We start from the raw sequence: 26,798 nt of genomic DNA, 5'->3' as shown, positions 1-26,798 counted from the left end.
GTTCCACCATAGACAGTATTGATATGATTACGACCGAAGTCTGCAGAAAGGCAGACTTCGGCTTGTTCAATGTTGACGAGATGCATCAAAAGGAGGTGGTGCTCAGATTTGAAATTTGCTTCTTAACGCATTTGTAGTGTTGTAGATAGCATTTTCCAATTTGAAGGGAGAGAGTGACAGATGAACAAGCTAAGAGTAATCGTTGCGCTGTTGGTTGTAGTTTTTGCTGCGTCGGTTGTGCCGGCATATACGGACGTGATTTTAGACGTTCCGTTCCTTCAACAGTTTTGGAATGACGGTACTTGCGGACATGGGTCTTGCGGTCCGGCATCGCTGACAATGTGCTGCCGCTATGTTTATAGTCAATCCGGCACAAACGGGAATCCTACGCCGCAGGATATGATTAACATCTGGAGCTATCTGGGCGGTGACACCAGTGGCAACGACATGAATGGAACCAGCCTCAGCCAACTTACCAGTGCCGCGCATGGCGTTTTCAGCGTAAATTACGCTTATCAGACTACGTCTACTCTTGCATCGGTCAAGAGCGAGATTGCAGCAGGTAGGCCGGTGCTGGTTCATGTTTGGGCCGGATATTTGAGCAATCGCGGTTATTCCTACACCGGTGGCCACTATATTGCGGCGGTCGGGTATGGCGACAACTACCTCATATGTAATGATCCGGGCACCTACTTAGGTGAGCACAAATATTACAGTGACTACGATATGATCAACGCGATGAACGCCGTAGGCTGCGGTGTTATAAAAGGCTTCTACAATCCGCCGTGGCCTCCACCGTCCCGACCCAACCCGGGCGCGGGTAGACATATCCAATATGTGGCGCATGTTCAAGATTACGGCTGGCAGAGTTGGGTTATGGACGGAGCAGATTGCGGCACTACATACCAGGCCAAACGGATGGAAGGCTTGTGTATATATTCACCCGACACGGAAGTCTCTTACTGTGCCCATATAGGCTTCTACGGCTGGCAGGATTGGGTTTACGATGGAGACCTCTCCGGTGTGACAGGTCTTGGACAAAGAATCGAAGCCGTGAGAATAGGGGTCGGTGAAGGATATTCGGTCTACTATCAGGCTTATGTGGAGGGAATAGGCTGGCAGGCTCCTGTTTGTAATGAGGCAATAGCGGGCACGACAGGCCAGGACAGACGACTTGAAGCGCTCAAGATTTGGCTCATTGACCTTAACGATCTGCCTGGTAACAGGCCGGACCCCGGAGCGGGCACGCATATTCAGTATTCGGCGCACGTTCAGGATTATGGCTGGCAGAGTTGGGTAATGGACGGAGCAGAGTGCGGCATTCCATATCAAGCCAAACGGATGGAAGGCCTGTGTATATATTCGCCCAACACTACTGTTTCTTATCGTGCTCATGTAGAAAACTTTGGTTGGCAAAACTGGGTGTCGAACGGCGCATTGGCTGGTACCACCGGTCTTTCAAAGAGGATTGAGGCTGTTCAAATTACCGTCGACGCAGGATATTCCGTTAGCTATCAGGCTCATGTGGAGGGCATAGGCTGGATGTCGGTCGTATCCAACGGCGCTGTTGCAGGAACTACAGGTCAGGACAGACGTCTAGAAGCGCTGCGGATCTGGATCACCCCGATCTAGCGCGGATCATGCACTTCGCGCATAATCCGGGTCTCCGAGAGCATTATTCACGTTCCTCGTGAATAATGCGGGCTAGATTCCTCAACATTATTGAGTGCGAAGAAGACCATTTAGAAGCATGTCTTTTTTGTTCGGCTCTCGAGATGCATCAAAAGGAGGTGGTGCTCAGATTTGAAATTTGCTTCTTAGATAGCATTTTCCAATTTGAAGGGAGAGAGTAACAGATGAACAAGCTAAAAGTAATTGTGATGCTATTGGTTGCAATTTTTGTTATGTCGGTTGTGCCGGCATATACGGACGTAGTTTTAGAAGTTCCGTTCCTCCAGCAGTTTTGGAACGACGGCACTTGCGGACATGGCTCTTGCGGTCCCGCGTCGCTGAGCATGTGCTGCCGTTATGTGCATGGCATATCGAACTCCAACGGAACACCTACACCGCAGGACATGATAGATGTGTGGAGCTATCTGGGCGGTGATACCAGCGGCAACGACATGAATGGAACCAGCCTGAGCCAACTTACCAGCGCCGCGCATGGTGTCTTCCATGTTGATTATGCCTATCAGACCACGTCTACTCTTGCATCGGTCAAGAGCGAAATCGCTGCCGGAAGGCCGGTGTTGGTTCATGTATATGCCGGCTATCTGAGTAATCGTGGCTATTCCTACACCGGTGGCCACTATATTGCGGCGGTTGGGTATGGCGATAACTACCTCATATGTAATGATCCGGGCACCTACTTAGGTGAGCACAAATATTACAGTGACTACGATATGATTAACGCGATGAACGCCGTGGGCTGCGGGGTCATAAAAGGTTTCTACAATCCGCCGCAGCCTCCGCCTGCCCGGCCTAGTCCGGGAGTAGACACATTCATTCAGTACACTTCACATGTTCAAAATGTTGGCTGGCAGAGCTGGGTCGAAGGTGGCGCATTGACAGGGACTGTGGGGCAGCTGAAGAGAATGGAAGCCATTTGCATCTACTCGCCAAGAACAAATATCTATTACAGCACTCACGTTAGCGGTGTCGGCTGGCAAAACTGGGTAGGTGATGGAGAGGTTGCAGGAACTACTGGTCTTGCTCAGCAAATTGAAGCTATTCAGATTGCACCTGGTGATGGCTATAAGGTGTATTACCAGGCTCAAGTTCAAGACTATAGCTGGCTGCCTGTCGTTTGCGATGGCGCTACGGCCGGAACTACGGGTATGGGGAAGCGTCTTGAAGCGCTTAAGATATGGCTCGTCGATCTTAACAACCTGCCTGGCGATGCTCCCAATCCCGGAACGGGCACACACGTGCAGTATTCGGCACATGTCCCATACGTTGGGTGGCAGGATTGGGTCAAGGACGGAGAAACTGCTGGCACGACGGGTCAAAGTAAGGCGATACAGGCAATTTGCATATCATCACCGAACACTGATATACATTATAGTGTCCATATAGGCGATGGTTTTGATTGGCAGCCTTGGGTCTCGAATGGAACGATGGCCGGCACCACCGGCATTAACAAGCAGATGGAAGCAATCGCAATAACCTGCGGCGCAGGTTATTCGGTCAGCTATCAGGCTCATGTTCAGGACATCGGCTGGATGCCTGTTGTCTCGAACGGCACAGTTGCGGGAACTACAGGACAGGGCAAACGACTCGAAGCACTGCGAGTCTGGGTTACACCGAACTAGGTTTCCTACAAAGAAACTATTATCGAGCGGAGCCTGTTTACCCAAACAGGCTCCGCTATAATAAAACCATGTTGTGTGTAATAGCTATTTTTGCACGGATGCAGCTATATGCTGATACCAATCCCCACGTGCAGGCAAAGGGCATCTGTCTTCATCGGGTGTATCCAGGTCCATATCATATCCCTCGAACAATATTTCATATTCAAGGTTATTAAAGCCAATTCGCTTCATAGTGGATTCGAGTCGGTTTCTTGTTGCAAGCGAATAAAGCCCCAGTTTTTTACAAATTTCGATGCTTGCGGAGTTTTCACTATACTGATCGCCGGATACTCCAACCCATCCGCCACTTTCGAGGACTCTATGTGTTTCTTTGAAACCTGCTTCTGCATTTTCAATTTCGATCGTGCCTCCCCATACCGTTACCGAAGAGAATGTATTGTCCACAAACGGCATATTCCTTGCGTCAGCAGCCACAAGCAGCACATTATCCGATAGGCCGTACTCATCAAAATAGATCTTTCTCCGTGCAAGCATGCCGAAATTGACATCGAGTGCCACTACCAGTGTTTGGGGAGAAACATGGTTTGCCAGATAATGCAGGCAATATCCTGGTCCTGTGGGCCAGTCCAGAACCCTTTTTGCAGATGATGCTCTTGAGAGTTCAACCACTCTTTCTCTGCTTTTGGCTATAGCTTTTTTTGCTTCTTCAGGCATATCCAGATCGATGAACGGCCAGGTTGCCTCTTCTGCTTTTTTCCTTTCTGATTCGGATAAGCCGGGAGCAGTGGCCAGCCAACGCGATCTGTTGACTGTTTTTGCGGCATCCTTGCAAATACTCTCCAAATAGTCAGGTGTATCCTCATTTGAGGCAAAATTGCCATGATTTTCTTTCTTTAACTCGCTGCCCCAGGCTTCGCCAAGGAAATTCGTGAGGTCATCTCTTGTAAGGAACACAACGATATTGTCTATGACGGGAAATTTGGTGTGACAATCAGTGCATACCAGATAGTTTTGTTCCTGACATAAGTCTTTCTTGCAAACCGGACATCGAAGTATGGATAGTTTGCTCTCACTTATCATTACGGAGTTGGTTCCTCACAATCAGTAGATACTTGCTATTTCCCATGACTATTAGTGAACTCCTTCTGTATATAAATAGCAGGATGATTACTCGCGATCACGAATTATCTATTATCAACTCACAATGTGAGCATGCAAGGGGATATCTATGATGATGAAATGTCTGGGTGTTTACTTGGCGTTTGCGATGATATTGGCAGTGGGTGCTGGAGCATTTGCGGCAAATGAGATTAAGACAGAAGCAAAAGATAGTGCTGCTGAGGCTGCAGCCACGTCTGACGAGGTAAAAATCTCTATCGATGCAAAGGATATGGATGCCGCAGATGTGTTCAAGACACTTGCCGAGAAATCGAAGCAGAAGATAGTCGTTGAATCGAGTGTGAAGAACAATATGACTTTCTTGCTCAGTGAATTGCCTCTGCAGACGATTTTGGAGACGATATGCAAGACGGAAAAGTTGGATTGGCGCAAGGTTTATATCGATCCCAAGTCAAAGTTGCTCGAACAACCGGACAGGTTGGCTGCCACAATTCGTCTCGCTTCTGGTCTTAGCTTTCCTGATATTGTCATTGCAGGCTCATCAAGCAAAAAATGCATGCTCCACAGCGAAAACGATGCTGGTGTGCAAGCCGCATTGGATACGGTTGTCAATAAAGAGGGTCTGCAGCTTGTCTATGTCATAACCAATGATGCCGCTGTAGCAGCAAAAAAAGCTGAGGATAATAAGGCGGTTAATAAATTCAAAGATAGTGCGAAGGAACAGATGGACCTTTTTATGAGCATGAGTCCTGAGGAGAGGGAGCAGGCGATTATTGCCAATCTGGATATGATGAATAACATTGGACCGGAGTATATGAGCGCTGTGATGCAGACAATGTTGAACGCGAATCCGGATTCCATCAAGCTGATGGTCTCAAGGCAGACCGACATGCTCTTTAATATGCCTCAAGAACAGAGACGCGCCATGCTGAAATTAAATATGCAGACGATGTCGATGATAACTGCTGAGCAAAGGGAAATACTTCAAGAGGATGCAAAAGCTGTTGCGGAGGAAATGAAGGAAGAGTCACAAGACTAAGCAATAGTTGCATTGGAGACTGGTTTATGTGAACGGAGCCTGCAGGGCATGCAGGTTCCGTTTCGTTATGTATAGCTGACCGCTATCCTACATTATTCACGAGGAACGTGAATAATGCTCTCGGAGACCCGCATTATTCGAGAGGTACATAATCCGGGCTATGTGAACGCAACCTTATGCATATTGCCAGAGAATAGTGTTTTTATAGATTTGCTTGACAACACAGTGTCTGTATGCTATTACTATCCTCTGGAGGGTGACTATTGGGCTGGTTGCGCGCAATATGGCGTATAAAATTGATTGCTGTGCTGTCGTTGGTGACATCTGTTGTCATGGGGGACACGGTATGTGTAGTCTTGAACACAAACAGCAGAGATGATTGTTTGGCCGCGGTCAAAAGTGTTGAGCATATGGGCGCAGCGGTCAGGCATGTTTTCGCGCCACAAGTGTTGATATGCGATGTAGATTCACCTTTTCAACTCGATCTTCCACAAGTGCGAGCCGTCCTTACCCAGGCGACAAGTCCTGAAAATTTTGCCGATCTGGACCCCAATTCCATACGAGGTCTGGACGTTTTCAATTCACTGTGTGCTCCTCATATTTCACTTTTTTCTGCTGCTGGGGATGTGTCGCTGCCTGATAATGATGTCATTACGCTTTCATCCGAGGAATCCGGCTCCGAATATTCATCCCTGGCGCCGGGATATTATCAGACCAGTAGTTATATGATAGGCTCGGTTGCGGTCGGAATAATACTGCCCGAAAGCAATGGTGGTTCCGAGAATTGGTCGCAGGAGCGCATAGATTCAGTGCTCGCGAAGATTGTGCAGGGGATGGACTGGTGGATCGACAAATCGGAGGGAAAGGCTCGCCTGACAGTATATTATGATGTGCCGTTGGAAAATTTGGGCGCGACTTGTGAGTATGAGCCGATTGAGATCAGTTCGATATTTTCAGATGCATGGATAGTGAACACGCTGGGCACGCTGGGTTATTATGACATATACGCAAATGGGACGAGTTTGACTCTAGCTTATATAAACGACATGAGGACGAAGTATGATACCGACTGGGGTTTTTGTGTCTATGTGGCAGACAGCTATAACGACACCGATGGATGTTTCCCGGACGGAGCATACAGCTTTGCATACAGAAACGGCCCGATGGTGGTGATGACATATGACTGCGGCTCTTGGGGACACAGCCGCATGGACCAGGTCTTTAGGCATGAAGTAGGCCATATATTCGGTGCGGCGGACGAATACTGTGGAAGCTATTCATGCTGCGATTTCGGTTCATACGGTTATCTCGGCATCGCAAACGCAAACTGCTCGTATAATAATCCCGACAGCGTGTCGTGTGTTATGAGGGACTGCTCAGATAATCTGTGCAGCTACACTCGTGGGCAGATAGGCTGGCTGGATACTGACGAAGACAGTATATTAGACCCGATAGACACGTCTGTCGACTGCAGCGCCACATGTCAAGACGGCAGCTCGACAAAAAATAGCACTCTCCACTTTAGCGGAACGGCATATGACATACCCTGCAACTCACCATCTTTTACACTTGTCACGATCAATACAATCACTGGTGTGGAGTATAGCATCGACGGCGGCACATGGACGAGTGCCGCAGCCAGTGACGGCACGTTCGATTCGCCGCTTGAATATTTCAGCTTTGAAATAACTGGTGTCGCTCCCGGTGAGCATTCGATCGATGTGTACGCGCAAAACACTGTGGGCAATTTGTCGCCTGTGTGCACACTGAGTGTAGTCGTCCTTGCCGATGATACCGCGCCTGTTGTGGAATCCGTGCAGGATGACGGCCAATACACAAACAACACAGGCAGCCTGCATGCCTCATGGAGCGCTGTCGATTCCGAGACCCAGATAGCTCAATACAAATATGCAGTCGGCACGTCACCGGTCGACAGGGGCTCGGGTTATGTCAGAGACTGGACTTCCGCCGGAAAGCAGACAGATGCGAATATTTGTCTGTCCATGATCGACGGTTGCACTTACTATGTATACGTCGAGGCCGAAAATACAAGCGGTGTCTGGAGCGAGACCACCGCCTCCGACGGCATTACCGTGGATGCTTCGACACCTATCGGCAATGTAAAGAGTGTAAGCGATGGTCTGTCGGTGAGCATTACCAATAAAATTGTGACTGCAACTATGAGCGATTCATTCTACATTGAGGACGACAATAGAGCATGCGGTTTGAAAGTCGTGTCAGGCGCTGAAGTAACATCAGGCGACAGAGTCGACATAACCGGCATCTTGAGCACGAATACTGCCGGTGAGAAATATATTCAGTCGACCTCTGTTAAGACGGTTTGCCAGGGCGAATCGCTTCCAAGACCATTAGGTGTTAATATGGCGACGGCGATGTCAAACAAACTCTGTTATGGGCTGCTTGTTCAGTTGTGGGGTTATCCGGAGGCGGCTGATGATGGATTGTGGAAGCTCAGATCCTGCGCCGGGGTGAGTGGAAATAACCAGTATGTCTATGTAAGACCGACGACCGGCACTTCTTTGACTGCAGGTTCGCTGACCATCCTTGATGGAATTCTTGCGCCTGAGCAAACCGGGACTGTCTTGAATGTGATCGACTAACTTATTTCATTCCGGCTCTGGCTTTTCGCTCCTGCCTGGCTTGAGACATAAACCTCGGCACGCCCGATGCCGGTCCGCCGCTCAATATCCTTTCAATTTGCATTGGAGGAACCGGGTTCTCCGGGTCAACCGAATTTCGATATGCCCATACCCCCAGAGACGAATCGACATAGCCCGCAAGCTCATATGCATGGGCGAGGGTATGCCAGGTCGTCATAGGCGCATCGAATGTGGAGGCTGCGATCAGATAGTCTATTGCTTCATCGAACCTTTCGTGAAGATAATAATAATACCCGAGCTCGAAGTATAGATCATACACATCGCCGTTATTCGCAAGGCCTTCAAGCAGAAATACTTCGGCCTCATCGTCCCTGAGCTGGTTTTGCATCAGCCATGCGCCGTCGCTGTATGCCTGTGTGTCATGCGGGTCGATCCGCGTTATTAGACGCATCATGGCAATGCACCGCTCGAACTCGCCCTCGTGCCAGAACTCATCGTTTAATTCCCAGAGTTTGTCGCGAGTAATCGAAAATGTGCTGCTGAGTTTGTCGATAGACCCCTGCGGTACGCTGACTTGCGCACATGTGGGTAGAGATATTGCCAAAAAAAGTATCGCTATCACTGATATGCAGCGCATTCCGACCTCCGACTCCCAACTTCAATTTCCGCTTGACTGTATCCTGCTTCCTGGTAAAATCTAGTTTGTTAGCACAGCATTTCAAATTCAGTCATTCCGAGCGAAGTCGAGGAATCTGCTTTTTTGCTTTCCAGCTTTCAACTATTTGAGGAATTGACATATGACAATACAAGATATAATCGCCTCCAAAAGAGACCGACGTGAGCTTACTAATGAAGAAATATCCAGAATAGTGCTGGATTACGCATCCGGGGCTGTGCCTGATTATCAGATGTCTGCATTTCTGATGGCTGCGTTCATCAACGGCATGAGCTTTGCCGAGACCTCGGCTATGACCAAGGCAATGATCGCGAGCGGCGAAGTGTTAAACTTATCGGCAATAACTAATACAAAGGTGGACAAGCACAGCACAGGCGGAGTGGGGGACAAAACTACATTAGTCGTAATCCCGATCCTGGCGTCATGCGGACTGGCTGTGCCGAAAATGTCCGGCAGAGGACTTGGATTCACAGGCGGGACTCTCGATAAGCTCGAATCCATACCCGGCTTCAACACTGCCATTTCTCCAGAGAGGTTTGTGAGGCAGGTGAACGATATAGGTGCGGCGATTGCAGGCCAGACGCATGATATAGTGCCTGCCGATAAGAAAATTTATGCTCTGCGAGACGTCACCGGGACGGTCGAGAACATACCGCTCATCGCTGCAAGCATTATGAGCAAGAAGATTGCATGCTCGAGTGATATTATCCTGCTGGACGTCAAGGTCGGCTCGGGAGCGTTTATGCATGACCTGCCTCGGGCCAGAGAGCTTGCCCAAACTATGATCGCAATAGGCACAAACCTGGGTCGAAAAGTCGGCGCTGCCATCACTGATATGAATCAGCCGTTGGGTTATGCAGTAGGCAATTCTTTGGAGGTCGTCGAGGCGATTGACACTCTTAAAGGCGGCGGACCGGATGATTTTAGGAGTTTGTGTGTAGAAATATCTGCAATAATCTTATACATGGCTGAACAGTGCAAGTCCGAAGACGAAGCGCGTGCAATGGCTTCTGAATCGCTCGTCAGTGGCGGTGCGCTGAAGAAGTTTGCTCAGATTATATCTGCGCAGGACGGCAATCCTGCAGTGATTGATGACACTACTCTGCTTCCTCAGGCAAAAAACACAGCCGATGTTGTGAGCAAGGAATCGGGTTTTGTATCTATGATCGATTGCGCTCAGATAGGCAGAGCGGCATGTATGCTTGGCGCAGGACGTGAACGTAAAGAAGACTCGATTGACCCGGCGGTGGGCATTATGGTGATGAAAAAACTGGGCGACAGAGTTGAGAAAGGCGAGACAATGGCAAGGCTGCACTATAACGATGAGTCAAAGGCTGCTGGGGCTGCATTGGCTGTTTGTAATGCATATGTCATAGGAGATATGCCGCAAGTTCCACCGCTCATACATGAGGTGATATATGAGTCGGTACAAAAAAAGAGCCCCGATCTCTTTTGACCGGGGTCGAAGGAAAGGAGGAGAAAGGAGAAAAGATAACCAGTATCTTTAGTCACTATATTTTACGCATATCACATTTTGTACGTTCCCGGTATATGAAAATATTAAAATCGTACAGGCAAAAAATAAGCCCTGACCAAGTCGGTCAGGGCATGAGAAAGGAGGTAGAATTAAAAGAAGGTCGTTGTTGCTTCATTCATAACTACGATAGATGGAACAAGATGGTTCCCAAATGCGATTATTCTTTTGTAATAACAACTTTCTGTCCGCTGTGCACTTTTTTGAACTCATTCGGGTCGCCGTCAAGTTTGCCGAATACCTCCACTGCGCTTGCGGGTCTGATCTCACTGCCGCGGCTCATAGGCGTCGGTCCAAAAAATATGCAAAAACAGCTTCCGGCCAGCCAATAGGCCAGGTCGCCTAGTTCAACTGTCTCTTTTGGGTTTTCTCGGTCGCAGTCTACGGGGATTTCAAAATATATCTCATCACCCCATGTGCTGCCGTTGGCTTCTATGGGCAGCGCATTCCATATTTTCTTGGCACATTCGCTGTCGTTTAGGGTGGCGGTCTGTGTGACCGATCCGGCTGTGATTTTGATGGTGTTCGGCATAAATGACCTCCAGCATGTTATTAACCAGACTATTATTGCAGGGTTTACCGCCGGAGTAAAGAGGGATTACTACCGTGCTCGTCGTATAGTTAAGTTTGCCAATTTAGCAGGAGAGTATAATGAGCGATATTAAGAGCAACCTCAGCGCATCTGTTTATGTGTTTTTCCCTCATGATGATCCCAACAGCGATTGCATGCCGGTTGCTGACTGTGCAAAAGCAATTGTAGACGACGGGCTGGGTGTAGAGGTTTTTCTTTCCGAGTATAATTACAAGCCGTATACACAGCAAGCAATCGAGCAGATTCGTGAGATTGGTAAAAAGGCAAAATTTCTGACCTGCCACACAAACCAGTTCGAGTGGGACTATGACAAGCTCATGGCCGAGATACCGATGGTTGCAAGTTTCAGTGGCAGCGTGCTGGTGGTTCACTCGGCCACATTCGGACTGGAACACTGTGATAATCCGCCGTCACCACAAACCCTGCGCGATATATGCAAGTTCGCTGCAGACTCTGGAATTATGCTCGCATTTGAAAACTCTGGACGCACAGGTATCGCTATGATGAGGCACGCACTCGATGTTATCGGTTCGGTCCCGGGGTTGGGGATATGCATAGACACCGGTCATGCCAATCGCAGCAAGGCTCTTGATGGTGTGCCTGTCGAGGATTACCTGCGTGAGTTTTGTGATCTTATAATCGAACTCCACATTAACGACAACCTTGGCAAGGAGGACCTTCATCTGCCGCCGGGTGAGGGCAATATAGACTGGAACGCGGTGATGACGGAACTACGTGCTCTGCCGCAGGATACGTTTATGTGCATAGAGCTTGCAAACCATGGCGATGATGCGATTAGCCTGATCCATCAGTCGTGCGATTTTCTGACTAGGTCCTAAGTTATCTATAGTCGTCTCTTGCGGGATAGAATGCGTCTATCACATAGCAGGGCGTAAGCGCATTGACGCTGTGTTCGACATCTCCGGGGATGATGACTATCTCACCCGGCTCTATTGTCTTGCACTCGCCACCGACACTCATTTCGAGCTTGCCCTCTATCAGACTGGTCACCTGTTCATGTGGATGCTTGTGAGGCGGTATTACAGCTCCCCCGTCAAGGTTCCAATAGGAGACAGTCATATTGTCTGTATGAATGAATCGAGCATTGCATCCGGGGAGCATTTGACGCAGTTCCAAATCGCTTAATTTGCAAAAGTGCACATTTCCCTCCTAATTTGGCGAAGTATATTCGTCGTCGGCATCAAAGAATTTGACTTCGCCGCCCTGCAGACGCTTCTGTATAGCGCGCCTGACCCGTTCTTCTTCCTCGGCCATCTCGATTATTTCTTTGTCCTGATTTTCGACCTCTGTCGCTTCGACCATTGCCCTGGCCTGGGCGCATGCCTCGCAGTCCGGCCTCTCGCATAGAAGACCTTCCGGGTTCATCTTAAGTATCTCCAGTGCTGCCTCGACGACCGACCTCGCTGTCATAATCCGCGCACGGCACTCACCGATGGTCGTCTCACGTATGGCGTCATGCTCATCCAGCACTTCTTCAATCGCACCGAAACCCTGGCTGCAGCCGGGTCTGCGCACCCATTTTTGAACGGCTTTGCCCTGCACATTCTTGAACTCGATATGTCTTGACCGGTCAAGATACGGCAGATTAGCGATCTCCTCAGCCACATGGATCATCGAATTTGATGTGTGAGATACTCCCAGCAGGAGGACCTTAGCCCGAGACTGCAGTGCATTGAACAATGCAGACCCACGAGCAAATGAATGGACTTTTTCGTGACCCGTGGTAATCATATCTGCCAGTGCGCCTATGGCTGCGATAGAGTGGGTGGGGTGCAGGCTGCGAAGTGCATTTGGGTGCATGCGGACGGCCTCGGTGATTGCTCCGCACAATGATGTGGATGTCTGAGGGTCAAATATATCCAGACCGTATGTGTATGTCGGCACTACGAGTGTACCCTGCTCACCGATGACATCCAGCAAAGCATCGATTACAGTGTCGGCTCCACCATCTACATTACCAAAACTCGACAGCGAACTGTGAACTACGACAACATCGCCAGTGCTCAGCCTGATTTTTTGAAGTCCATCCTCAATATGTTTCTTGGTGACCATCTGTCCGAAACCCACAACACAAAACGTACAAAGAGAAAGAGAGGCAGCAGCGCTTACCTCTCAGTCTGGAAAATTCTATAATCGACGTCGGCTATGACTGTGCATTTGCCTTGAAAGCGGCACGCTTCATAAGCCTGGACTTGCGTCTTGCAGCCGCGTTCGGATGAATAATGCCGCGCTTTGCTGCCTTATCTACTATGCTCACAGTCTCATTGAGCAGCTCGGCGCCATTATCTGCTGATGCATCCTGTGCAGCTTTGGTCTTTTTTACAAAGGTCTTGATCTTGGACCTTGTATCCAAATTTCGCAGCCTGAGCTCGCGAGACTTCTTGACGTCTTTAACAACTGACTTGATATTCGGCAACTAGGTCTCACCCCCTGTCCCTGCCATAGGATCGATAACCTTGCTAGTATAACACTTCTGCGTAGAAAGTGCAATAGAAAATGAGACCAGGTTGATATTGCGCAAAATTGCATGACCGTGGTATAATTATTTACCTGCAAGTCAGCGGGTAACCAGCAGATATTAATCGGAAACGTATTCGCGTGCCGGAATTGATTAACGAGGTGGATTTTAGTGGCTGAAAAAGGCAAGCTTGGAAAAAACGCGCGTGTTTCGACACGGTTTGGAAAGACTGAAGTACAGGCCGTAATCGAGAACGACAGCTCTCGCGGCAAAGTATTTGTGGAAGTGAAGAAGCTCCTTACGGAGGCAGGGCTTGGTTTCCAGAACCTGAGCTCTTCGCATCCGATCATTGTCAACAAGGGCTGCTTCGATCAGGCGCTCAGTGTGGTGAAGGGCGCTCTGGTTGATGGTGATGGCAGTCGATACAAAGTCGAAAAAGAAGAAGCGGGTCAGGCGATATTGGTGGAGAACACCCCCAAGGAACCTGCCAGAATGATTATAAAGGAAAGCCCGTTTGCATGGTATGCTGCCAGCTAACAGGGGCAAGTTTAGCAATAACGGCTCATCTCGATATATCGGGGTGAGCCGTTTTTGTTTGTAATTAATCGGACATAGCCACTCGCACGCGGGCAGGGCGCAGCACCTTTCCGTTGAGCGTATAGCCCTTCTCAAGCTCGTCGACTATTGTGTTTTCGGGGTAATCGTCCGTGTCCACTCTCATCAGCGCCTCGTGCAGCTCGGGATTGAACTCCTGACCCACAGACTCAATAGGTTCTACGCCCTGTTTGGTGAGCATATCATGAAGCTGACGCAGAGTAAGCGACACGCCTTCCACCAAAGCATCGTAGCTGTGATTCTCTTCGGCGGCCTGCACAGACCGCTCGAAATTGTCGATTATAGGCAGCAGGGTGCTTATTACTTCTATTCGAGCAAAATCGCACGAGCGGGCGGTCTCCTCGCGCTGGCGTTTGCGGTAATTATCGAAATCCGCAAGTGCTCTGATATATTTATCATGCGCTTCCTGGACGTCATTTTGCAGTTTCTCTATCTCTTCTTGCAGAATCTGCATGTCCGAGACGACTTCTTCGTTCGATACGACTTCTTGTTCATCCGGGTCGATTGGGACCTTATGTGTTGTATTTTCTTTGTGCTGCTTCATATCAACTCCGATGACTTTGCGGGGGCGGCAGACTCCTCCCGCTTTCTGATGATTGTGTTTATCCTAAGGATGGCCTCTGCAACTTCGGCTGCCGTGCTCAGAGCATATAATTTCACACCTGCCGGATCGACTACGCCGCACTTGGTCATATTGCATACCTCACCTGTGTCGCAGTCTATTGCAAGCGAACAGTCGTCTGCTTTACTCTGCGCTGACAGAACCTCCTCGACCTTCTCCAGAGGGTTGAAACCGGCATTCGCAACGATCTGGCTCAGCGGCCGTTTCAACGCAGCCGAAACTGCGTCGATGCCGTATGACGCCATGCCATGAGCCTTTTCTTTGAGCGAGAGTATATGCTTTGCAGCGCCTATCTCGATCGCTCCACCGCCGGCCACCACGCCGGTCTTCACGGCCGACTGTACGGCTCCAGCGGCGTCTCTGGCTATCCTTTCGCGTTCGTCTTTGACCTCACGTGTCGATGCTCCGACAATCACAGTGGGCATGCCATGACCTTTGCCTCCGAGCACTCTGATATGGTCGAGCCGTTCATCCTCGTATACCCTATCGCAGGTGCCGAGGAAACCTTGCAGTTCGGCTGGGTCCTTTGCAAGACCTGAGCGCTTGAGTGTGCGTGCGCCGGTGAGTTCTACCAACCTGGCAATATCCCGTGATGACAGCCGTCTGACTGCCAGCACGCCGGTGTCTGTGAGAACTTCTTCCGCCACAGGATCGATTGCCTTTGATGCCGCGATGAATGTGACTCCCAACCCGACAATTTTTTCGACATCGCGCCTGAACTCGTCCTGGAGAGCCATATATCTCGCAAAGCCGGACTCTGTCGCAAGCGCATCGTCCTCAACCTGACCCGGCTCAAGCGCGTCGTCGATTATGAACACTTTGGCATTTTCAATGCTTCGAGGCATCTGCCTGCTCAGGCGCTGTTTATCCAAAATCACGCCCGTGAAGACTTCGTTTTGAGCATATTCCTTGGCGACTATCGCGTCTGCAAGGCAGTAACCTGGGTCTTTGAGCTTCTCATTACCCACGAGGCGCGCCGCCTCCACGATCAAGCCCGCAATGTCCTCATTGCCTCGCGCGGCAACCAGCGCCACCTGTGTCAGATGCTTATCGGCTGAATTCTGTGCCGCCTGATGCTTGATAAAGTCGAGAGCAGCCTTTACGCCAAAACGCATGCCCTCGATCACCTTGGTCACCGGAACGCCCTTCTGGACATTCGCCAGCCCTTCGGAGATCAATGCACACGCCAGGATTGCTGTCGTGGTCGTGCCATCGCCTATCTCATTTTCCTGTGCGCGTGCAGCCTTTATCAGCATCTGCGCGGCGGGATGGTTGGTATCTATCTTGTCGAGGATCGTGGCGCCGTCGTTCGTGACGGTCACATCCCCAAACTTATCTACGAGCATACAGTCCAGCCCTTTGGGTCCCAGTGTGCCTTCCACTGCCGATGCCAGCGCGCTCACGGCAGCAGCGTTTGTGACCAGAGCGGATACTCGCTCGTCTGCTTCATTTGGACTGTTTGTCTGTCTGATGTTGTTAGCCATATGTTTATTATTGCACGCATGACGAGTCAAAGTAAAGAGCGAAACAGTTCGGTTTGCGGGAGCAAATATGGCTCGGCGGGAGCCTCGCCTTCCCGGCAAGCCCATTATTGGGAGAACAAAACTCCTTCTGACCCGAAAATTTTCATATAACTGAACTCTCTATAAAGAGCAGGGTGGGTATACTATCCCGTATTATGAGGGAGGCGCATAATACGGGTCTCCGAGAGCATTGTTCACATTTCTTGTGAATAATGCGTGCTATAGCCGTTTCAGTGAGTTCATGGGGGTGAAATTTTGAGACTGACCGTTATCTCGACCATAGTTCTGATGGCTGCATTTTGCGCGTGTTATGGCGACGAGGACCGTGGATTCCTTCAATCACCGCCGGTGTTTATCGACAATCTGTATAACTTTCCACTTGCCGGTATGGGCACCACGATACCTGAACCGGGAGAAACAATCCCCGATTTTGACAGTCTCGTATATGAGGCTAAAAAAGCAAATCTGAACGGTGAAAATGTTCAGCCCAATCTCAACGCCAGGTTCACCGTTACACGAATCGGCGCGCTGCACGGCTTTTCAAAGGACTGGGGGGCGGTGCTGTCGATACCTGTCCAAAGGAGCGCCATAACCGGCGAGATTGGAGGCCAGCCCGCAACTGCCACCAACACTACAGTCGGAGGAATCACAATGTTGGGCAAAAGATTGCTCTGGAGGGGCAGGGGAAGTGAGAGGGCTGTGGTCACTTTCGGTATGGAACTGCCCACCGGTAAAGACAATGGTGTCTTTGATCAGAGTAACTCGGTCACGAACGGATATTACACCGGCTATCCTCAAAGATATCCGCTGAGTTGGCAGCCGTCGAGCGGCACATGGAATGGATATCTTGCCCTTGCATACAGCAAGACTCAGGAGAGACTGTCATACGAGGCTCTGGCGGCGGGCAAGTTTTATACCAAGGGTGATGAGGATGTCAAGATTGGCAATATATTTATCGGCGCGGCTACGGGGACATACGGCATAGCAAGATATGCGGCGATATCTGCCAGCGCCATTCTTCAGGTGCAGGGTGACGACAGCTATCCCAATGCGCCTCCGCCGGGTGTGGAACAGCCCGCACTGGCCGGGACCACACTTCACGGGACCACCTTATATGTAGCCCCAAGTTTTCGCGTGAAGGTCATGAATACGGTGACGGTCGGTTTTGGTTGGAGAATACCCGTCATCGAGCCGGACGACGGACTTGTGCCTGAAGTCAGGGGGTTTTTGATTATCTATCCGAGCACGACGAGATAGGTTTGATGGTAGGATGGTTTGAGAGTTTGATAGTGTGATGGTCATGCAGGTCTTTCGCATACTTACTGATACCCGACCATCAAACCATCAGTCCATCAAACTATTTTTGTTTGAGCAGGAATATGCCGTAGTCGGAAAGTATATTTGGAGCGAACCGGACAGGGTCGCATTTGTTTTCGCCGATCACGAGGTTCGTCTCATGGACGATGGCAAGATCATGTTCTCTGCAAAACCGTCTGAAGTCGGCGATTGTGGTTAGGTGGATGTTGGGCGAGTCATACCAGTCATACGGCAGTCGGCTGGTCCGGGGCATGGTCCCTTTCAACAACAGTTGGAAGCGCACCCTCCAATACCCGAAGTTCGGGATCGATATGATGCAGTGTCTGCCGACTCTGGCGGCTTCCTGTATCAGAAAGTCCGGCCTGTGCAACACCTGAATGGTGTTTGTGAGGATCACATAGTCCATGCTCTGGTCGTTGAAGTCGGCCAGACCCTCGTCAAGGTCGCCATGATAGACGAACAAGCCCTTTGTGATGCACTCCTGAATGGCGGTGTCCGATAGTTCGATTCCCTGCACACGCGCGCGTTTTTGAATCTGCAGGGCTTTGAGCAGATCGCCTTCACCACAGCCGAGGTCGAGCACGCGGCTTCCTGGCTTGACCATGTCCACTATATGTTTCAGCTCGGGCTGAAGATTATACTCGCGGCCGGTTGTCGATATTTCAGAACTCATCATCATGTCCATTCATGGGGTCGGCATATTCAAGGAAACTCTCGATCAGGCGGCTGAGCGCATCCACTTCCAACAGGAACGCATCGTGCCCATAATCCGACTGAATCTCTGCATAGCTGACATCCACGTTGTTTCGCCTCAAGGCTGCCACGATCTCCTTGGACATATACGACGGAAACAGCCAGTCGGATGAGAACGATACGACCAGAAAAGCCGATTTCACACCGGCAAGGCTCTTTCGCAGTTCACCGCTGGGCTGCGAGAGGTCGAAATAGTCCATTGCCTTGGTTATATACAAATACGAATTCGCGTCGAAGCGCTTGACGAATGAGTCGCCTTTATAGTTGAGATAACTCTCCACTTGAAACTCAGTCACGAAATCATATTCGGGGTTGTCTTTGTCCTGCAAATTTCGCCCGAATTTAGATGTCATGGACTTGTCGGATAGATAGGTTATATGCCCGATCATTCGCGCAATGCTCAAGCCGCCGCTTGGGGTGTCGCTATCGTAATAGTTGCCTTCGTTCCAGTTTGGGTCGACCATGATCGCCTGCCTGCCCACTGCATCGAACGCAATTGCCTGGGGCGAGAGCCTCGCGGTGGTCGCAATGGGTATCGCCATGCGAACCATGTCTGGGTAGGTTACAGCCCATTGGAGCACTTGCATGCCGCCCATACTTCCGCCGACCACACACATAAGCTGCTTGATCCCGAGGTGGTCTATGAGGGCTTTTTGCGCATGGACCATGTCTGGTATCGTCACCATCGGGAAGTTGAGCGCATATGGCTTACCTGTCTTTGGGTCGATAGACCTGGGACCGGTGCTGCCCTTGCATCCGCCGATTATATTTGAGCAGACGACAAAATACTTTGTCGTGTCGAACGCCTTGCCAGGTCCGATCATATTGTCCCACCAGCCGAGTGACTTTTCTTCACCGGCGTGCGTGCCGGCGGCATGAGAGTCGCCTGTTAGTGCGTGACAGATCAGTATGCAATTGCTCTTGTCGGCGTTCAGGTTGCCGTAGGTCTCATAGGCGAGCGTTATGGGTCCGAGTTTGCGACCGCACTCGAGGTCCAGCTCGTTCGGCGGCTCAGCGAATGTGAAATATTGCGTATCGACTATCCCGACCGACCCGGGTTCACTGGTAATCACCTCTGTGACGCCTCCAGAGCCTGATCGATGTCTGCAATGATATCGTTGATGTCCTCGATGCCGATTGATAGGCGAATAAAATCGTCAGTCACGCCTGCAGCCTCGCGCTCATCTGTGGATAGCTGCTGATGAGTCGTGCTGGCAGGATGAATCACCAGCGAACGGCTGTCACCTATATTGGCCAAATGCGAAAGTAGCTTTACTGAGTTTATGAACTTGACACCAGCCTCAAACCCGCCTTTTATCCCGAAGCCGATCAGGCTGCTGCAGCCCTTAGGCAGATATTTGCCGACCAGCTTATGGCCGGGATGACTCGCAAGCCCTGGATAATTGACCCATCCGACTGCTGCATGACCCTCAAGGAATTTCGCAACCGCTAGAGCATTCGAGCTGTGCCTGTCCATACGCAGCGAGAGAGTCTCGATTCCCTGCAATATCAGAAATGCGTTGAACGGACTCAACGTCGGACCAAGGTCTCTCATTGCGCTGACACGTGCACGGGCTATATATGCCGCATCGCCGAATGACTTTGTAAACGACAGCCCATGATAGCTCGGGTCTGGATCGACCAGATCCGGGAAGTTGCCGTTTGTCCAGTCGAATTCGCCCGAATCTACTATGATCCCGCCCAGTGACGAGCCATGTCCGCCCATCCATTTGGTCAGCGAATGGATCACGATATCGGCTCCCCACTCAATGGGTCTGCACAGATACGGCGTTGCGACTGTGTTATCGATAATGAGCGGAATGCCTGCCTCATGGGCTATATTTGCTATCGCCTGGATATCGACTACATCCAGCTTCGGATTGCCGAGCGTCTCCACATATAACAACTTCGTCTTGGGCGTGAGCGCCCTGCGGAAGTTTTCTGGGTCAGTGGCATCGACGAATATGGTGTTTATCCCAAGTCTGCGGAGAGTGGTGTTAAAAAGAGTATATGTGCCGCCGTATAGGGCAGCCGATGAGACTATGTCGTCTCCCGCTTTTGCGATATTGACAACGGCCAGTGTCTCCGCTGCCTGGCCGGACGCGGTCGACAGTGCGCCAACTCCGCCTTCAAGGGAGGCTACGCGCTTTTCGAGCACGTCCAGAGTCGGGTTCTGAAGCCTTGTATATATGAATCCCGGTTTGTCCAGCGCAAAGAGATCGGCGGCATGTTCAGTGTCTTTGAATACGTATGATGTTGTCTGGTAGATCGGTACAGCACGTGAGCCGGTCGGGTCGACCTCGTGGCCTGCGTGCAGTGCGTTTGTGTCGAATGAGTAGTTGTCTGACATGATTCGTGTGTAATCCTCCAGCCGATCTATTTGAGAGCATACCACTTTTGCGGGTGACTTGCAATCCCGAAGCAGTTCAGTTCGAGAGCAAATATGGCTCGGTGGGAACCTCGCCATCCCGGCAAGATCATTACTGGGATGGCAAAGCTCCTGCTGAGCCGAAAAATCCCGGATAGCTGAACTCACTCGCAATCCCGTGATGTCTCTCCATCTATATAGACAGGCTTACAAGTAATGGCAAATCAGGTATACAGAATTCATCAAAACTGAGGAAAAATACAAATGGATATCAGAGGATTTGATATCCATAAAGAAACCGCAGGAGGCATAAATGTTCGGCCGTTCTTCAAAAAGAATAGACCTGCCCAGTATGCCAGCCACTCTGGCACGTATCATACAAGTTACAAACACTCCGGACGCTACATCTGAACAGCTTTCTAGAGTTGTAATGTTTGATCAGTCTTTAGCCACGAAAGTGCTGCGCCTGGCCAACTCGGCATATTTCGGCAGACGTACGAAAGCTGAAACAGTCACCGAAGCTGTTGTGACACTGGGATTTGCGTCAGTAAGGAATCTTGCCGCTTCTGCATCCGTAGTTGAGGCGTTGTTTCCGAAGAGACTGTTTGTTGGGTTTAACTGGCAGGATATGTGGACCCATTCCGTGACGTGCGCTGTGGCGGCGGAGTGTATATATAACTGCGTCGGCAGGAGTTCCCAGGAAGGCAACGAATCAGCTTTTCTTGCCGGACTTCTGCATGACATAGGCAAGCTCATAATAGCCCGTGCTCTTCCAAATCGTTTTATGCAGATAGTCGAAGCCTGCAGAGAATATAACTTCGAGATGGTGCGTGCCGAGAACAACTATCTGAGCACAAACCACTCAAAGATAGGCTATGACCTCGCTCAGCAGTGGGATTTTCCTGAGAAGATAAGCGCAGGTATCGCATATCATCATATGCCTGAGGATGCTTGTGAGCATGAAGACCTTGCAAGGGTCGTCCAGGCTGCCAATATGCTTGCAAAGAGATTGGGCAGAAACTATCTTGTGGGAGTGCCGGTCGATATCAGTTTGGGCAGTATTGCAGAAGCAGCAGGGATGTCTGCAGGGGATGTTAACCTCGTTGTGGATCAGGTGCGCGACAGGCTCAAACAGTGCGGGGAGCTTCTCTCCTGGGCTGACAGGATGCCATGTCAGAAACAGGCAGCATAAGTCTGTTGCGTTGCAGATAAATACATAAAATCCCTCCAGAGAGCATGCCTGGAGGGATTTTTAATTGAAGACTACTTCAGATATTCTTCGGTCTTTGCCGCCACGGATTCCGGCGTGAAACCGAATTTCTCGGCGAGCACTTTATACGGCGCGGATGCTCCGAATCTGTCCATGCCGATGATTATACCTTCGTCGCCCGCATATTTGTCCCAGCCGAACGGTATTCCGGCTTCGACAACCACGCGCTTTTTGATCGACGGCGGAATCACGCTGTCCTGATAAGCCTTGTCCTGAGACTTGAATATCTCCATAGACGGCATCGACACCACTCGAGACTTGATACCTTTTGCGGCAAGTATATCGGCTGCGCCAATAGCTGTGCCGACCTCGGATCCGGTAGCAATCAGCATTACATCGACCTTGTCGGCATCGCGCACGACGTATGCGCCTTTTGCAAGCTGCTTGGCTTTCGCCGGGTCGTCATTTACCGGGCTGAGGTTTTGCCTGGTCAGAGCCAAAACTGTCGGACCATCTCTGTGCTCAAGCGCCCACGTCCATGCCATTGCGGTCTCGGCTGTGTCTGCCGGTCTGATCACTGTGACATTGGGGATCATCCTCATTGAGGCGATCTGCTCGATAGGCTCATGGGTCGGACCGTCCTCACCGACAAATATACTGTCGTGAGTGAACACGTAAATCACCTGCTGCTTCATTAGAGCGGCCAGGCGGATGGTCGGGCGCATATAGTCGCAAAAGACCAGGAAAGTGCCGCCATAGGGGATTACGCCTCCGTATACGGCCATTCCATTCATCGCTGATCCCATCGCGTGCTCGCGGACCCCGAAGTGGATATTTTTGCCGAGCGGGTTTTCTTTTGAGTAGTCTCCGCCGCCCTTGACATCCGTCTTGTTACTGGGGCACAGATCTGCTGAGCCGCCCCACAGCGACGGAACAAGTTTTACGAGTTCTTGTATGGTCGTGCCTGACGATGCTCTGGTGGCAGTCGGCTTTTCGCAGTCGAGTTTGGCAAGTAACTGGTCCGCAAGGTCTGCCGGAATATCTTTGCTCATCATCCTGTTCCAGAGAGCGGCGAGTTCAGGAAATTCCTGCTGGTATTTTTTGAACATGCTCTGCCATGCGTCATAATTGGGCAAAAGCTCCTTGGCGCGAGAGGCGAAGAGTCCCTTTACTTCATCGGGGATATAGAACGGCTTGTCGATAGGCCATCCGGCACATTCTTTGGCGGCCTTAGCTTCATCAGGACCCAGCGGTTCGCCATGAGCCGATGCTGTCCCGCACTTGTTGGGAGCGCCGTTGCCGATCTTGGTCCGTGCCACTATCAGGCTGGGCTTATCGGTTTCGGCCTTGGCATTCTTGAGAGCATCGAACGCTGCGGTTCTGTCGTGTCCGTCTATCATCTGCACGTGCCAGCCGTAGGACTCGAAACGCTTCTTTACATCATCTGAATATGTCAGGCATGTATCGCCCTCGATGCATATCTGGTTGTCATCATATATCGCGATGATGTTGCCCAGGCCAAGATGACCCGCCAGGCTGCACGCCTCATGGCTGATGCCTTCCATCATGTCGCCGTCACCGAGGATCACATAGATCAAATGGTCGATCACATCATAGCCGGGCTTGTTGAATATTGCCGACAACCTGCTTGCGGCCATTCCCATACCCACGGCGTTTGCTATGCCCTGACCCAGAGGTCCTGTAGTCGTCTCGATACCTCTGTCAAGGTCGAACTCGGGGTGACCAGGCGTGATGCTGCCCCACTGTCTGAAGTTCTGCAGCTCTTCATACGGGATGTCAAACCCTGCCAGATGAAGCAGAGAATACAGCAGCATCGATCCATGACCGCCGGAGAGGACGAACCTGTCTCTGTTCGGCCATCTGGGGTCCTTGGGGTTATAACGCAGAAATTTTGTCCACAGCACGTAAGCATAATCAGCCGCACCCATCGGCAGACCAGGGTGACCGCTCTTTGCCTTTTCAATGCCGTCTACTGCCAGGAACTTAATGGTGTTTACAGCGAGATCGTCAAGTCTCGCATCTGTAATTGCTTGCGACATGAATTCACTCCAGGGTATTTTGTTGTCTAAACCTCATAATATATTGTAGCGTTTATTGGCCGATGTGTCGATGGAGGCAATGAGTGAAAAGTGCTATAATATTTTTGGAAAAATGGAGCAGCATACACTCAAAGTACTTGAGTTCGAAAAAATAATAGCGAAACTGCAGAGTCAGGCGGCCTGCGCCCTGGGACGGGAGGTCGCCGGTCTTTCGTACCCGACCACCCATCTGGATATTGCCGTGCGCAAGCAGCAGGAGACCAGTGAAGCCCGCGCAATACTTCAATATGAGGGCAATATTCCGTTCGGTGGAATCGAGGACGTAAGGGGTTATGTAGAGCGAGCGGCGGTCGAAGCGCTGTTGCAGCCGACCGATCTGCTCGCTATCCTCAACACATTGCATGGCACAAAGCGTCTAGGCACATTTTTACGCAAGTTGAGCGATAAATACCCAATTTTGGGTGAACTCGGCAGCGAAATAGAGTTCTTCGCGCCAATAGAAAATGCCATCACAAGTTCGATTGCCCAGAGCGGAGATGTGCTGGATTCGGCAAGCGCCGCGTTAGGTCGTGTGCGATCAGAACTGCGCACGGTTCAATCACGCCTGACTGAGAAGATGAACTCATATCTGCAGGGCAGCTCATATAAGACGATCATTCAGGAGCCGGTCATCACTATCCGCAGTGACCGCTACTGCATCCCGATCAAGGCCGATCACAGAGGCCAATTCCCGGGTATAGTCCATGACGCCAGCGCATCCGGCGCGACACTTTTCATAGAGCCTGCGGCTGTGGTCGAACTTGGAAACAAGCGCAAACAGCTTGCCGTCAAAGAGCGTGAAGAGGTCGAAAAAGTGCTTGCGGGACTGACTGCGCTGGTCGGCGAAAAGAGCGGCCAAATTCTGGCGATGCTCAACGTGGTGGGCATAATCGACGGCATCGCTGCCAGAGCCAAGCTCAGTATCGAGCAGAGAGCGACCTCTCCGTTTTTGAACGATACCGGCATGATCGAGCTTATGTCTGCGCGCCATCCGCTGCTGGAGGGCGATGTCGTCCCGATAGATATGAGCCTGGGCAAGGATTTTAATGCGCTGCTGATTACCGGTCCAAACACCGGCGGCAAAACGGTTGCATTGAAGACTGTCGGCTTGCTGACCCTTATGGCCGCGAGCGGGATGCATGTACCGGCTGAACCCGGCACCGAGCTTGCGATATTTGAAAATGTTTATGCCGACATAGGCGATGAGCAGAGCATTGAGCAGTCTCTGTCGACATTCTCATCGCACATGAACAATATCGTGCGCATCACGAATGGCTCCAACAAAAACACCATGGTGTTGATGGACGAAGTTGGGGCGGGGACCGATCCTGCCGAGGGTGCTGCGCTCGCAAAGTCGATTGTAGATTATCTGATGCAGCAGGGTTCACGCATTGTTGCAACCACACACTACGGTGAGCTTAAGGAATACGCATATCTGCGTGATGGCGTGGAAAATGCATGCGTCGAGTTCGACCCTGAGAGCCTGCGGCCCACATACAGGTTGATGATAGGCATTCCGGGCAGCAGCAATGCTTTTGCCATAGCCGGACGACTCGGGTTGGACAAAACGATAATTGATGCCGCGAAAGAGAGCCTCGGCAATCACCAGCAGGCATCTGAAGAGCTTATTCGCCAGATCGAGGAGAGCCATAAGGCCGCCGCGGAGCAGAGGAAAGCCGCTGAGCGCCATGCGCGGGATGCTGAGATTTTGCGAAAGCGCTATGAGCAGCAACTCGGCGGGATCGAGAGCATAAAGAGCCGAGTCGAGACAAAGACAAAGCAGCGTGCCGAGAGCATTATCGAGGCCTATTCTCGGAAACTCGAAAATACACTCGAACAGCTTGCCGCACAGAAGGCCGACACCAAGCGCGCACAGGACCTCAAGAAAAAAGCAGAAAAGCTGATAGATCAACTGGATGAGCAGACGGTCAAGCGCGTCGAGGTTGCCGAGCATAAGGAAGAAAAGCTCGAGAAGGGAACGACACTTTCGCCCGGCATGCGCGTAGGAATTGCCGGCATAAACCAGGATGGCGAGATTGTGGAGCCGCCGGAGGCGGGCAAGGTCGTGGTTTTGATAGGCGCTATGCGTGTGAGTGTGTCGATATCATCACTTCGCAAGCCACGAGCGCATCAGGTTGAGGATGTGCGCCCGCAGAGGCTGCAGGAGAGCATAAGTCTGCAAAAGGCTCGTGATTTTCATGCTGAGATTCATCTGAGGGGCATGCGCGTCGAGCCTGCGCTGATCGAACTGGATAAATATATGGACGACGCTATGGCGGCTGGGGTTATATCCGTCCGCATAGTTCATGGCAAGGGGACCGGCCAGATGAGACAGGCCGTATGGCAGTATCTGAAATCGCATAAAGGTGTGAACTCGTTCCGACTCGGTGAGCAGGAAGAGGGCGGTTCGGGGGTCACTGTTGCGGAGATGAAAAGATAAACGAATTTAGTATTGAGTACTTTATATTGAGTATTTGCTTGGTTGTTATGTCAAATGCATAAAAATATACAGGGTTTACTAATAGCGGCAAGAGATGCTCGTAAGAGTGCATATGCGCCATACTCGGGATTCAAAGTGGGCGCTGCAGTATTGTGCGGCTCGGGCAAGGTTTATACGGGATGCAATGTAGAGAATGCATCGTATGGACTGAGTATGTGTGCTGAACGTGTAGCCGTCCAAAAAGCAGTATCCGAGGGCGAGAGGCATATTAAGGCAGTCGCGATTGTGACCGATGGAGATGGTTTTGCGCGGCCATGTGGGGCGTGCCTGCAGGTGATTGCGGAATTCAGTGATAAGGATAATCCGGCCGAGATCATTTCAGGGAATTTGAATCTGGAATACGATGTCTTTGGTCTGGGGGATTATTTGCCTAAGCCGTTCAATCTCAGGCAATAATCAATCAAAAATACTAAATATCAA

The 26,798-nt window shown here is 50.7% G+C and carries 22 protein-coding genes and 1 pseudogene; 11 read left to right on the top strand and 12 right to left on the bottom strand.

Features of this window, described 5'->3' with window-relative positions; genetic code table 11:
* Positions 1 to 180: 180 nt before the first annotated feature.
* Together LLG46_11745 and LLG46_11740 are read left to right on the top strand one after the other, a co-directional pair.
* Complete coding sequence (locus LLG46_11745) at positions 181 to 1,632, top strand: C39 family peptidase (protein ID MCE5323972.1); 1,452 nt, start codon at positions 181 to 183, stop codon at positions 1,630 to 1,632.
* Positions 1,633 to 1,856: 224 nt separating this feature from the next.
* Positions 1,857 to 3,311 carry a C39 family peptidase gene (locus LLG46_11740; protein MCE5323971.1) on the top strand — a complete coding sequence of 485 codons (1,455 nt, stop codon included), beginning with the start codon at positions 1,857 to 1,859 and terminating at the stop codon, positions 3,309 to 3,311.
* A gap of 84 nt (positions 3,312 to 3,395) precedes the next feature.
* On the opposite strand, the gene LLG46_11735 is transcribed toward LLG46_11740, so the two are convergent.
* Positions 3,396 to 4,391: a methyltransferase domain-containing protein gene (locus tag LLG46_11735; protein MCE5323970.1), complete on the bottom strand. Its 996-nt coding sequence runs from the start codon at positions 4,389 to 4,391 to the stop codon at positions 3,396 to 3,398.
* Positions 4,392 to 4,539: 148 nt separating this feature from the next.
* On the opposite strand from LLG46_11735, the gene LLG46_11730 reads away from it, so the two are divergent.
* A complete protein-coding gene (locus tag LLG46_11730) occupies positions 4,540 to 5,469 on the top strand; it encodes a DUF4974 domain-containing protein (protein ID MCE5323969.1) in 930 nt (309 codons plus the stop codon).
* Between the two features lie 263 nt (positions 5,470 to 5,732).
* A complete protein-coding gene (locus tag LLG46_11725; GenBank protein ID MCE5323968.1) occupies positions 5,733 to 8,090 on the top strand; it encodes a hypothetical protein in 2,358 nt (785 codons plus the stop codon).
* Position 8,091: 1 nt separating this feature from the next.
* On the opposite strand, the gene LLG46_11720 is transcribed toward LLG46_11725, so the two are convergent.
* Positions 8,092 to 8,727: a hypothetical protein gene (locus tag LLG46_11720; protein MCE5323967.1), complete on the bottom strand. Its 636-nt coding sequence runs from the start codon at positions 8,725 to 8,727 to the stop codon at positions 8,092 to 8,094.
* Positions 8,728 to 8,887: 160 nt separating this feature from the next.
* On the opposite strand from LLG46_11720, the gene LLG46_11715 reads away from it, so the two are divergent.
* A complete protein-coding gene (locus LLG46_11715; protein MCE5323966.1) occupies positions 8,888 to 10,222 on the top strand; it encodes a thymidine phosphorylase in 1,335 nt (444 codons plus the stop codon).
* 238 nt (positions 10,223 to 10,460) lie between these two features.
* On the opposite strand, the gene LLG46_11710 is transcribed toward LLG46_11715, so the two are convergent.
* The gene (locus tag LLG46_11710; protein ID MCE5323965.1) at positions 10,461 to 10,832 is read right to left on the bottom strand and encodes a hypothetical protein; all 372 of its coding nucleotides are present in this window, start codon (positions 10,830 to 10,832) and stop codon (positions 10,461 to 10,463) included.
* A gap of 119 nt (positions 10,833 to 10,951) precedes the next feature.
* On the opposite strand from LLG46_11710, the gene LLG46_11705 reads away from it, so the two are divergent.
* The gene (locus LLG46_11705; protein MCE5323964.1) at positions 10,952 to 11,731 is read left to right on the top strand and encodes a sugar phosphate isomerase/epimerase; all 780 of its coding nucleotides are present in this window, start codon (positions 10,952 to 10,954) and stop codon (positions 11,729 to 11,731) included.
* 1 nt (position 11,732) lies between these two features.
* Here LLG46_11705 and LLG46_11700 read toward each other — a convergent pair whose 3' ends face one another.
* The 3 genes from LLG46_11700 to rpsT form a co-directional block, all read right to left on the bottom strand.
* Positions 11,733 to 12,053 carry a cupin domain-containing protein gene (locus LLG46_11700; GenBank protein ID MCE5323963.1) on the bottom strand — a complete coding sequence of 107 codons (321 nt, stop codon included), beginning with the start codon at positions 12,051 to 12,053 and terminating at the stop codon, positions 11,733 to 11,735.
* A gap of 9 nt (positions 12,054 to 12,062) precedes the next feature.
* Positions 12,063 to 12,965: an AAC(3) family N-acetyltransferase gene (locus tag LLG46_11695; protein MCE5323962.1), complete on the bottom strand. Its 903-nt coding sequence runs from the start codon at positions 12,963 to 12,965 to the stop codon at positions 12,063 to 12,065.
* A gap of 91 nt (positions 12,966 to 13,056) precedes the next feature.
* Positions 13,057 to 13,329 carry a 30S ribosomal protein S20 gene (gene rpsT, locus LLG46_11690; GenBank protein ID MCE5323961.1) on the bottom strand — a complete coding sequence of 91 codons (273 nt, stop codon included), beginning with the start codon at positions 13,327 to 13,329 and terminating at the stop codon, positions 13,057 to 13,059.
* Positions 13,330 to 13,542: 213 nt separating this feature from the next.
* Here rpsT and LLG46_11685 point away from each other — a divergent pair, with 213 nt between their 5' ends.
* Positions 13,543 to 13,908, top strand: a complete 366-nt coding sequence (locus LLG46_11685; protein ID MCE5323960.1) for a hypothetical protein — start codon at positions 13,543 to 13,545, stop codon at positions 13,906 to 13,908.
* A gap of 64 nt (positions 13,909 to 13,972) precedes the next feature.
* Here the strand turns inward: LLG46_11685 and grpE are convergent, their stop codons facing one another.
* Both grpE and LLG46_11675 read right to left on the bottom strand, forming a co-directional pair.
* A complete protein-coding gene (grpE, locus tag LLG46_11680; GenBank protein MCE5323959.1) occupies positions 13,973 to 14,530 on the bottom strand; it encodes a nucleotide exchange factor GrpE in 558 nt (185 codons plus the stop codon).
* Positions 14,527 to 16,092, bottom strand: a complete 1,566-nt coding sequence (locus tag LLG46_11675) for a TCP-1/cpn60 chaperonin family protein (protein ID MCE5323958.1) — start codon at positions 16,090 to 16,092, stop codon at positions 14,527 to 14,529. Before LLG46_11675 ends, grpE begins: the two co-directional genes overlap by 4 nt.
* A 294-nt stretch (positions 16,093 to 16,386) precedes the next feature.
* On the opposite strand from LLG46_11675, the gene LLG46_11670 reads away from it, so the two are divergent.
* A complete protein-coding gene (locus tag LLG46_11670; GenBank protein MCE5323957.1) occupies positions 16,387 to 17,388 on the top strand; it encodes a hypothetical protein in 1,002 nt (333 codons plus the stop codon).
* Between the two features lie 100 nt (positions 17,389 to 17,488).
* On the opposite strand, the gene metW is transcribed toward LLG46_11670, so the two are convergent.
* From metW to LLG46_11655, 3 genes and pseudogenes are all read right to left on the bottom strand, one after another.
* On the bottom strand, positions 17,489 to 18,121 hold the full coding sequence (gene metW / locus LLG46_11665) for a methionine biosynthesis protein MetW (protein ID MCE5323956.1): 633 nt from the start codon (positions 18,119 to 18,121) through the stop codon (positions 17,489 to 17,491).
* A gap of 31 nt (positions 18,122 to 18,152) precedes the next feature.
* A pseudogene (locus LLG46_11660) lies at positions 18,153 to 19,244 on the bottom strand (homoserine O-acetyltransferase).
* 26 nt (positions 19,245 to 19,270) lie between these two features.
* Positions 19,271 to 20,551: an O-acetylhomoserine aminocarboxypropyltransferase/cysteine synthase gene (locus tag LLG46_11655; GenBank protein ID MCE5323955.1), complete on the bottom strand. Its 1,281-nt coding sequence runs from the start codon at positions 20,549 to 20,551 to the stop codon at positions 19,271 to 19,273.
* A gap of 331 nt (positions 20,552 to 20,882) precedes the next feature.
* Between LLG46_11655 and LLG46_11650 the strand changes: the two genes are divergently transcribed.
* Positions 20,883 to 21,761, top strand: coding sequence for an HDOD domain-containing protein (locus tag LLG46_11650; protein MCE5323954.1), 879 nt, complete (start codon positions 20,883 to 20,885; stop codon positions 21,759 to 21,761).
* A 71-nt stretch (positions 21,762 to 21,832) separates the two neighbouring features.
* On the opposite strand, the gene tkt is transcribed toward LLG46_11650, so the two are convergent.
* Complete coding sequence (gene tkt / locus LLG46_11645; protein ID MCE5323953.1) at positions 21,833 to 23,839, bottom strand: transketolase; 2,007 nt, start codon at positions 23,837 to 23,839, stop codon at positions 21,833 to 21,835.
* A gap of 79 nt (positions 23,840 to 23,918) precedes the next feature.
* On the opposite strand from tkt, the gene LLG46_11640 reads away from it, so the two are divergent.
* Together LLG46_11640 and cdd are read left to right on the top strand one after the other, a co-directional pair.
* On the top strand, positions 23,919 to 26,318 hold the full coding sequence (locus LLG46_11640; GenBank protein MCE5323952.1) for an endonuclease MutS2: 2,400 nt from the start codon (positions 23,919 to 23,921) through the stop codon (positions 26,316 to 26,318).
* A 54-nt stretch (positions 26,319 to 26,372) separates the two neighbouring features.
* Positions 26,373 to 26,774, top strand: a complete 402-nt coding sequence (gene cdd / locus LLG46_11635; GenBank protein MCE5323951.1) for a cytidine deaminase — start codon at positions 26,373 to 26,375, stop codon at positions 26,772 to 26,774.
* Positions 26,775 to 26,798 lie beyond the last annotated feature (24 nt).

It is taken from the genome of bacterium (genome assembly GCA_021371935.1).
Classification (GTDB): Bacteria; Armatimonadota; UBA5829; order UBA5829; family UBA5829; genus UBA5829.
The sequence above is the reverse complement of the archived record's forward strand: the minus strand, read 5'-3'. Positions and strand labels throughout refer to the sequence as shown.

What these genes read in the sequence shown, in the direction of transcription:
- LLG46_11745 (MCE5323972.1), top strand. Translation starts at nt 181, where the DNA reads ATGAACAAGCTAAGAGTAATCGTTGCGCTGTTGGTTGTAGTTTTTGCT.
- LLG46_11740 (MCE5323971.1), top strand. Translation starts at nt 1,857, where the DNA reads ATGAACAAGCTAAAAGTAATTGTGATGCTATTGGTTGCAATTTTTGTT.
- LLG46_11735 (MCE5323970.1), bottom strand. Translation starts at nt 4,391, where the DNA reads ATGATAAGTGAGAGCAAACTATCCATACTTCGATGTCCGGTTTGCAAG.
- LLG46_11730 (MCE5323969.1), top strand. Translation starts at nt 4,540, where the DNA reads ATGATGATGAAATGTCTGGGTGTTTACTTGGCGTTTGCGATGATATTG.
- LLG46_11720 (MCE5323967.1), bottom strand. Translation starts at nt 8,727, where the DNA reads ATGCGCTGCATATCAGTGATAGCGATACTTTTTTTGGCAATATCTCTA.
- LLG46_11715 (MCE5323966.1), top strand. Translation starts at nt 8,888, where the DNA reads ATGACAATACAAGATATAATCGCCTCCAAAAGAGACCGACGTGAGCTT.
- LLG46_11710 (MCE5323965.1), bottom strand. Translation starts at nt 10,832, where the DNA reads ATGCCGAACACCATCAAAATCACAGCCGGATCGGTCACACAGACCGCC.
- LLG46_11705 (MCE5323964.1), top strand. Translation starts at nt 10,952, where the DNA reads ATGAGCGATATTAAGAGCAACCTCAGCGCATCTGTTTATGTGTTTTTC.
- LLG46_11695 (MCE5323962.1), bottom strand. Translation starts at nt 12,965, where the DNA reads ATGGTCACCAAGAAACATATTGAGGATGGACTTCAAAAAATCAGGCTG.
- grpE (MCE5323959.1), bottom strand. Translation starts at nt 14,530, where the DNA reads ATGAAGCAGCACAAAGAAAATACAACACATAAGGTCCCAATCGACCCG.
- LLG46_11675 (MCE5323958.1), bottom strand. Translation starts at nt 16,092, where the DNA reads ATGGCTAACAACATCAGACAGACAAACAGTCCAAATGAAGCAGACGAG.
- metW (MCE5323956.1), bottom strand. Translation starts at nt 18,121, where the DNA reads ATGAGTTCTGAAATATCGACAACCGGCCGCGAGTATAATCTTCAGCCC.
- LLG46_11655 (MCE5323955.1), bottom strand. Translation starts at nt 20,551, where the DNA reads ATGTCAGACAACTACTCATTCGACACAAACGCACTGCACGCAGGCCAC.
- LLG46_11650 (MCE5323954.1), top strand. Translation starts at nt 20,883, where the DNA reads ATGTTCGGCCGTTCTTCAAAAAGAATAGACCTGCCCAGTATGCCAGCC.
- tkt (MCE5323953.1), bottom strand. Translation starts at nt 23,839, where the DNA reads ATGTCGCAAGCAATTACAGATGCGAGACTTGACGATCTCGCTGTAAAC.
- LLG46_11640 (MCE5323952.1), top strand. Translation starts at nt 23,919, where the DNA reads ATGAGTGAAAAGTGCTATAATATTTTTGGAAAAATGGAGCAGCATACA.
- cdd (MCE5323951.1), top strand. Translation starts at nt 26,373, where the DNA reads ATGCATAAAAATATACAGGGTTTACTAATAGCGGCAAGAGATGCTCGT.